We start from the raw sequence: 7,558 nt of genomic DNA on the forward strand, positions 1-7,558 counted from the left end.
ACACGCGGATGGAGATGACAGCGGAGACGAGTACTGCGACATGTCGTGGTCGGCGCTGCTCGAGTACGCCCAGATGCTGGTCGGCGAGCGGTCCATCATCGACGTCTTGGAGCAGGCCCTCGCCGACGCCGGGGCGGACAACGCGCGGGACCTGCGGGAGCGCTGGGGGCGCACGACGGCGGTGCTGGACGGGGTCAGCGCTGGCCTGTTCGATCGAGCTGCGGTGGCTGAGGCATTGACCGCCTGTCGGTCCTGGGCTGACGCGGAGTACCTGCTCGTGTCCCACTGCGGAGGGCGGGAGTAGGCCCAGACCAGGGGAGCCCGCGCCACCCTGGCTGGATCAGGCCGCGGGGTCCCCCGGGATGGGATGAGGGGGTCAGCGTGTAGCGGGCGAGTCAGGCTGTGCGTCCTGCTGCCGCACGTCCTTCTGGACCGGAAGTGAGGAGGTAGAGAGTCGGTGTAGTGCTCGGCGGAGGGTGTCGCTCGGAGCCGGGACAGCCGCACCGACAGCGAGCACAGCCTCCTCTAGCGTCTGGATTCGCTGCTCCACGCCATCGGCGGCGGTCTGCTCGGCGGCGCGGCGTTCCTCGATCCACCGTCGCATGAGCAGGCCCGGCTTAACTCCTTCGTCCTGGGCGCGAGTTCGAACCCAGTTGAGGAGGTCCTGAGGCAAGCGCAGCGACGTCCCGACCATCGGGTTGGGGTGAGTGTCGGTCTCCCAGTGCCCGTCTTCCATCTCGTGGGCGGTGGAGTGGTTGTCGTAGTGGTCGCGCAACCGCTGAAGCTGGTCCTGATTCATGGTCATGGTGTGGTGCCCTCCGGTTCGGGCGGGAGTCGCCGGGTCAGTGGTGGTCATCGAGCCTTGCGGGCGAACGCGCGTCTCTCGGCGTCGTCCATGTCGCGGGCGGTCACCACGTAGTACCGGCCGTCCTCGGAAGGGGCTGTGACTACCAGGAGGTGTCTGCCGTTGTCGGTCGTGCCGTAGATGAGCGTGGTGTTCTCGCGGCCGTCGACGAGGTAGCGCGGCCGGGTGTTGACCAGCTCGTCCACCTCGCCTGGGGTCACGGAGTGGCGAGCGATGTGCTCCTCGCTCTGCTCGGTCCACTGGATTTCTCGCCACACGACCGCAGTGTACTCGTTTGTAATACAGCGTGGTACGGGCTGTCCGCGAAGGGTGCTGGCCAGGTCTCGGGGGAGCCGCGCGAGGTGCCGTCGGAGCGAGTTTGAGGCCCGGACCTTGCGGCCGAATGCCAAGAAAAACCGAGATGGTTATAGACGGTGCCAGTGAAAGCCGATATGGTTACAGACATGACAGAGGGAAGAGAGACCCGGGCAGTGCGCGACCGCCTGGTCCGGGAGTACGGCAGCCGACTCACCGTCCGTGCAGCCCGGATGGCGGCCCGCGCTCCGGGGCGGGGCGAATCGCCAGCGAGCTTGCGGGCTCTGGCGCGGAACTGGATTGACGAGACGTCGACATGCCTGCGTCTCGCGGCAGATCTGTTGGAGGCACGCATGGCCGACGACGAAGAGAGGAGAGCTGGGGGATGAGCGATGAAAGAGCCCTCGTCAAGCGGGCGAACCGAGCCGGCCGCGAGCGACCGCTTCGAACGGTGACACCCGGGTTCTGGGTGTACTCCCTCGGCGGTTCCGGGTCGGAGAGCTGGGCGCGAGTGAGGGCAGCGATGAGAAGGGAGGACGGCTCGGGCGGTCAGGTGATTCGACTGGACCTGATCGACAGGAAGGGACGGCCGGTGGTTGTCGAGGCTCCGGCCGCGGCACCTGCGTGGTGCCTCGATGCCAAGACGGCGGCACGGATCGGACTCTAAGGAGGAGTGGTCAGGATGGGATTCCTAAGCAGCACGGCCAAGGGCGGGGCTCGGGCGGGCCGTGCGGTCGCCCGAGAGGTAGCCGCGGCTCGGCACGACCGGCGTGGCGTGAGCACCGAGCGTCCCGATGGGCGGGTGTACTGCCGAGCATGTGGCCGCCGTGTTCGTTCAGGCTTCGGTGAGGTGTGCAGCCGGGCCGCCTGTCATCGCACGTTCATGATCCGGCAGGGGATGTGATGGGCTAGCCATCCGCCAGTGATAGCACCTGACCTGCACTGACGGGGGGTAGTTAGTAAAAAAACACGGAAACACTTGCCGGTGCTACTGAAACCCGATAGTGTTACAGACATGATGGAGATGATGATCCTGGACGACAACGGAGCGGTCACCGGCTGGCGGGTGGCGACCCGGTCGGCGGGCCTGGCTCGTCTGGCCGAGACCCGTGAGGAGGTCGCCCGCCTCGCCGCAGCTCACGGCGTCGCCGTCACGCCCGAGGTCTACGAGATCGGACTGGTGACCCACAGCCGCGAGTGCGGAGGGCGGCACTGCCCGGACGAGCTCGGGATGGGCCCCGGTTGCTCTTTCGAGGGGCTGAACCTGACCGAGACGACCTGACAGAGCGGTCCCGCGGGGGCGGGCCTCCTTCCCCCGCGGGCCCCCCGGCCGTTTCCACACCGCGGCCGAGAGTGGCGAGAGAGACGGAAGGAGTTGCCAGATGCAGACACCCAGCCAGGAACAGGAACGAGTCCTGGGGCAGTGCCGTCGGGAGGCGCTGAGCGAGACTTGGAAAGGGAGCGCAGGAGTAGTCGTGTTCATCGCACTCGCAGCGATGGCGCTGGTCGTGATGGAACCCGCGACCGACTTCGGGCAGGTGGCGCTGGCTTGGCTCGTCATCGGCGCCGTGGGCAACGAGGCGGGCGGGTGCGTGGTGTCGGCTGTGAGTGCCTGGCGTGCCGTAGGCAGGATGCGTCGCGATCCCGAGTACCTGGCCGCGATGGTGGCGGTGGAGGCGGCGGAGGCCCGCGCCGAGTACGTCGCGCTCGGCAGCCGGGGGTGAGGCGCGGCGAACGTTCTCTCGCCCCCCGGCACCGTGATCAGGTCGTGCCAAGGACAGCCAGCAGAGATGGTGAACAGACAGGAGGTCATGCGATGCGCACACCCCGCGCGGATGCGAGTTTCGAGGAGTTGAAGGCTCTCCGTGACAGTGGTTACCGGGGCCCCGTAGACGAAGAAGGAAAGCCCACGACTCATGAGCAGTGGTGTGAGAAGCACGGAATCGACCCAACGACCGGTAAGCCGAAGCGTTAGGGGCCCGGGAGGTCGCACATGATCAGGGCAGGCCGAGAGGCGATCGACCGGGCGGAGGTTGGGGCTCTGCACGGCCTGACCGTCTCGCAGGCCGCCAGACGGAAGCCGTGGGCCGACCCGGGCCACCCACCCCCGATCAATCGGCCGGGCGGGCGGAAGGGTCCACTATGGGACCTAGCGCAGGTGCGAGCCTATGTCCGTGGCGACCCTGTCCCACCGCTGCCGACTGTGGACGACCCGGCCGACCTGCTTGACGCATCCGAGGCCGCCTCGCTCGCCGGTATCAAGCCCGCGAGCTGGGTGCGGTACGCCGGGATCCCTGGCGCGTTGCCTGAGGTCGCGCGCGAGGTCTATGGGCAACCGCACTGGCGGCGAGACAGTGTGCAGCACTGGTTACCAACACGGCCGGGCAGCGGTGCGGGTGGAGGCCGGCCGCTGAGGAACGGGTTGACGGTCGAGCAGGTCGACGAGCAGGCAGCCGAGCTGATGGCGCGGGTGGCTGATGAGGGACGTTCGATGGGTGTGCGGGAGTTGGCGCGGGCGCTTGGTGTGGCTCCGAACACCGCTACGTCGATTCTTCGGCGAGTGACAGAGAAGCAGAACACTCAACAGCGTCGGGAGCGTCTCGAACATCAGTCAGAATAGATAGTCTAGAGCTGTACGGGGATACGGCGGGGAGGGAATTAGCACGTGGCCAGGATCGAAACTGTGCGGCTCGTTGACGACTTGACTGGTGAGGAGGCCGCCGAGACGGTGGAGTTCGGAGTTGACGGTCGGAACTACGAGATCGACCTCACGGCCGGGAACGCACGGGCGCTGCGGGATGCGCTTGCCACCTACGTCACGGCAGCGCGCCGGGCCGTAGGTGGCGAGCGACGAGCCGGGTACACGAGTCGGTTGCACCGGTCCAGTCGCACGTCGGGCTCGCTGGCAGAGTCGCGAGAGCAGAACCGACAGGTACGGGAATGGGCGCGGAACAACGGGTTCACGGTCTCTGAGCGGGGCAGGATCCCGACCGAGGTGCTGACCGCTTACTCCGGGCGCTCGGATGCCGGTGCAACCGAGTCTCAGCCGATGGCGACGACGCAACCAACGCCAACGGGATCTGTCCAGTTCAGCGGATAGCCGAGCAGCGAACGACGGGCCCTCGTCTATGCCGTTCCGTGAGGACGCGGCTTAGGCGAGGGCCCCGTTCGTTGCGTGGTCGCACGAGCCAGTTGGTCAGGCACTCAGGGCTGCCCGGCCTGGTTCTTACGTGGTCCCCGCGGCATTCCACTCGCTACTCGGTTCACGGCCTCGCGGAACTGCTTGTTGGTTCGCCAGTAGGCGATCATCGCCCGTACTCGGGTGTTGGCGTCCGCACCGTCGATGGTCTTCGCGAAGGTGAGGTCGCGATGGTCGTCCTCGTGCAGGTAGAAGCCTGTCCGCTTGGCTGCCTCCGTGGTTGGCACCCGGACCGCCGCGGCGGGATCGCGCTTGATCCGCTCGGCCTCTTCCCCCTCGGGATACGGGATCAGCTCAGCCATGCGCTGATCCCTGGCGCTGCGCTGACTAGAGCGCGCGGAGGTCGTACGGCCGGATCCTCCGCCCCGAGAGCGGTTGGGCTGGGGGGGTGTGGACTCGGCGGGCTGCGCGGCTTCCTGGGCCCTGGTGGGGACGCTCCGTCGTGGGCCGGCGCTCCCGCTGCTTGACGCCCCGCGGGCGGTCTTAGTGGAGCTGCGTCGTCGCGGCGGCGCCTTGGTAGAAGGGTTGGTGTCCGTGACCGCGTGCGAGTCGGTCTCGACCGGCGCGGAGGAGGTCTGCTCAGGCTGCTGCTTGGATTCCTGCGGCTGCTGGTCGACGTCGGTGAGACTGCCGAGGATGGAGCGACGTTTCGCCATCATGCGGTAGTACCTTTCGGGCTGGCGGGCTCGGAGACGTCGGGCCACTTCATCCCAAGTAGCCCCTTGAACAGCTCGTGAGCGAGAAGGCGGTACTCCCGCTCTGCAGCACGGGCGGTGGACCGACGGCCTCCCGGCATTGCACTCACCGGACGGTCGGCAGCGACAGCCTGGGCGTGCACAACGAGGTCACGGATGATGCTGCGGGCTACAGCAATCCCGCTCGTGGCGATCTCCGTTAGGTCGTTCAACGCCAGGTGCATCGCCTCGGTCCTCACGAAGGTCCCGACCAGCAGGTACGGGATCTTCGCCGGGATGATCACGGAGTTGATCACCTCTACGACCGGGCGTAGATCCATAACCCGGACTGCGCTTGGTACGAGCAGCGCGTCCACGACCGGCGACCCGTCGGAGCCATGCAGGAGGGCGTTCCACGCATCCGAGGTCCGGGCGCCCGGAAGGTCGATGATGATCAGGTCGTACTCGTCAATCTCGCGAAGACGAGACAGTGCGTGTGCAGAGTCCCCGACCACGTCAACGTCGAACGGCATGTGATCCCCGGCCCGGACCGACCAGTTGTAGGCGCTGCGGTTCTCGTCGGCGTCGATCAGGAGGACCTTGTAGTGCTCGTGTGCTGCGAGAACAGCGAGGGTTACGGCGCTCTGGGTCTTGCCGACACCGCCCTTCGGAGAGCCGACGCCGAGGACCTTCGGGCGCTTCGCGGCGTCGCTGTCGGATCGCGTCATGCGCGCATCGTAGCGCTAGTGTCTTAGTGTGAAAACACGTGGTGGTCAGACAGCGATCCGGTCGAGTTGAGGACCGGTCCCGGATTCCCGCCAAGGTCTCGGGACCGGCCCTCGGGGATGGGCTGGGCTCGGGCGCCGCCACCCGGCCCCAGCCGTGGCTCAGTTACTTGCGCTCGCTGTAGGGCTCAGGGAACCCGTCAGCGATGTGTGCACTGATCTCGGTCAGCACGTCCCTGGTGCTCAGGCGAAGCCGTCGGAAGTCGATCCGACCACCAGAGGCCAAGTGCGGATCATGGGGCAAGCTCACGACCGCCCGCACCCGGGGGCGGAAATGCTCGGTGATGCGGGCGGCATCGACGTCCTCTGAGGTGTCCTTGCAGTTCAGGACGACGATGGAATTCCTGGCTTGTTCTGCGTAACCGTGGCTTTCGAGCCAGTCGAGAGTGTGACCGGCCCGACTTGCGCCGTCGACCGTGGGGCTGCCAACGACGACCACCGAATGGGCCATCTCTAAGGTTGGCGTCATTGTGTCGTGAGAGATTCCCGTGCCGCAGTCAGTGAATACCAGATTGAAGTACTTGGATAGTAGTTGTGCGACTCGCCGGTACTCCTGAGCAGTGAGTGCTTCACTGACCGCCGGGTCCTGATCCGAGGCGAGCACTTTCAGTCGCCCAGCAAGTGTCATGTAGCTCGTAACATCTGTTAGGGCATCGAGTTTGTCGAGATCTCGCAACAGGTGACGAATGTTCACGCTCGAATCCCCGGTGAGCCTATCAGCGAGCGTGCCGGCGTCGGGATTCGCATCAATGACGCTCACCTGATCCCCGCGCGTTTCGGCCATCGAGAATCCGATGCACGCGGTAAGAGTTGTCTTTCCGATGCCGCCTTTAACGCTCAGAACGGCCACACGATGAGGTGCGTGGAGGCGCCGCCGGACGCGCTCACGAAGCTGCTGACGGGCCTTCTCCGCCTCACCGATGCCCGGGTTGAACAGCCCCCCGCTCATCCAATAGACGGCGCGCCGCCACCCGTACTGCGGGATGTCTGCCCGGTGTTTGGTGAGTGAGTCGTGATTTAGGGTCTGCCCGCTCAGGTAGCGCGGCCCGTGTGAACGCTCGCCTGCGCTCTCTGTGATGGGGGGCAATGAGTCCTGGCGTGCTTCGGGTCCGGGACTGGGCTCATTCGCCCTATCGTCCTCGACTGGGGAGTCGGCCGTAGCGGGTTGCCTTCTCGGGATATCTGTAGTCGATGGGCTGGTTGCGTTTGGATCCATATCTGGGGTCCATTTGAGCGCAGTAGCGGTAGTGGCACCGCGACTCTGACCGTTCATCTCGCTTGGCTCTTGCGGCCTTGGCCGCGGCTCTACGCGAGGTGCTGGCGGCGCGCCTTCCTCGTCCCATCCTTGCTGGAACATGCTGTTACCACCCATCTGAATCGTCAGCCCCCTTGATGGAATACTGTTTAGCAACGAGCTGGACTGTCTATTTCGGGAGTCCGAGCTGCTCGGAGCATGATGGCCAAGCGCTATAGCCGCCTCGGTCGGAACGCACCTTCTCGGCAATCTCGATCTGTTGTTCGCGGGTGGCCTGATCAGCGGTGGGGGCATACTGTTCCCCGCCATAAGCAGCCCAAGTGGATTTATCGAATTGCAATCCACCGTGGTAGCCGTTACCCGTATTGATCGACCAGTCGCCACTCGACTCGCATTCTGCGAGTTTGTCCCAAGTTCCTGCATTCGCGGGTGCGGCAGGCGCTTCGGGTCCCCCGGGGTCTGCGGCTGCGGGAGCCCCATCCTCGC

Annotated in this window: 11 protein-coding genes; 5 read left to right on the forward strand and 6 right to left on the reverse strand. The window is 65.9% G+C overall.

All coding sequences use genetic code 11. The features are described 5' to 3' along the window. A partial coding sequence (locus ABD160_RS33175) for a hypothetical protein (protein WP_344030690.1) occupies positions 1 to 304 on the forward strand: 304 nt, incomplete at its 5' end. Between the two features lie 72 nt (positions 305 to 376). Here ABD160_RS33175 and ABD160_RS33180 read toward each other — a convergent pair. Further along, positions 377 to 805 (reverse strand): hypothetical protein, encoded by a 429-nt coding sequence (locus tag ABD160_RS33180; protein WP_344030693.1) that lies wholly within the window; start codon positions 803 to 805, stop codon positions 377 to 379. Between the two features lie 47 nt (positions 806 to 852). Beyond that, the gene (locus ABD160_RS33185; protein WP_344030695.1) at positions 853 to 1,122 is read right to left on the reverse strand and encodes a BrnT family toxin; all 270 of its coding nucleotides are present in this window, start codon (positions 1,120 to 1,122) and stop codon (positions 853 to 855) included. Positions 1,123 to 2,174: 1,052 nt separating this feature from the next. Here ABD160_RS33185 and ABD160_RS33190 point away from each other — a divergent pair. The 4 genes from ABD160_RS33190 to ABD160_RS33205 all read left to right on the forward strand — a co-directional run bounded on the left by ABD160_RS33190 (position 2,175) and on the right by ABD160_RS33205 (position 4,259). Beyond that, positions 2,175 to 2,441: a hypothetical protein gene (locus tag ABD160_RS33190; RefSeq protein WP_344030698.1), complete on the forward strand. Its 267-nt coding sequence runs from the start codon at positions 2,175 to 2,177 to the stop codon at positions 2,439 to 2,441. A 193-nt stretch (positions 2,442 to 2,634) separates the two neighbouring features. Beyond that, a complete protein-coding gene (locus tag ABD160_RS33195; protein WP_344030700.1) occupies positions 2,635 to 2,883 on the forward strand; it encodes a hypothetical protein in 249 nt (82 codons plus the stop codon). Positions 2,884 to 3,362: 479 nt separating this feature from the next. Beyond that, positions 3,363 to 3,779, forward strand: a complete 417-nt coding sequence (locus ABD160_RS33200; RefSeq protein ID WP_344030703.1) for a hypothetical protein — start codon at positions 3,363 to 3,365, stop codon at positions 3,777 to 3,779. Positions 3,780 to 3,824: 45 nt separating this feature from the next. Then, positions 3,825 to 4,259, forward strand: coding sequence for a histone-like nucleoid-structuring protein Lsr2 (locus tag ABD160_RS33205; protein WP_344030705.1), 435 nt, complete (start codon positions 3,825 to 3,827; stop codon positions 4,257 to 4,259). Between the two features lie 104 nt (positions 4,260 to 4,363). On the opposite strand, the gene ABD160_RS33210 is transcribed toward ABD160_RS33205, so the two are convergent. The 4 genes from ABD160_RS33210 to ABD160_RS33225 form a co-directional block, all read right to left on the reverse strand. Further along, positions 4,364 to 4,660, reverse strand: a complete 297-nt coding sequence (locus tag ABD160_RS33210) for a hypothetical protein (RefSeq protein ID WP_344030708.1) — start codon at positions 4,658 to 4,660, stop codon at positions 4,364 to 4,366. A gap of 353 nt (positions 4,661 to 5,013) precedes the next feature. Continuing rightward, complete coding sequence (locus tag ABD160_RS33215) at positions 5,014 to 5,760, reverse strand: ParA family protein (RefSeq protein WP_344030711.1); 747 nt, start codon at positions 5,758 to 5,760, stop codon at positions 5,014 to 5,016. A gap of 163 nt (positions 5,761 to 5,923) precedes the next feature. Then, the gene (locus ABD160_RS33220) at positions 5,924 to 6,766 is read right to left on the reverse strand and encodes a MinD/ParA family ATP-binding protein (RefSeq protein ID WP_344030714.1); all 843 of its coding nucleotides are present in this window, start codon (positions 6,764 to 6,766) and stop codon (positions 5,924 to 5,926) included. 475 nt (positions 6,767 to 7,241) lie between these two features. After that, positions 7,242 to 7,558, reverse strand: a 317-nt coding sequence (locus ABD160_RS33225) for a transglycosylase family protein (RefSeq protein WP_344030717.1), incomplete at its 5' end; no start/stop codon positions are given.

The organism is Pseudonocardia kongjuensis (assembly GCF_039526905.1).
GTDB classification, from domain to species: Bacteria; Actinomycetota; Actinomycetes; order Mycobacteriales; family Pseudonocardiaceae; genus Pseudonocardia; species Pseudonocardia kongjuensis.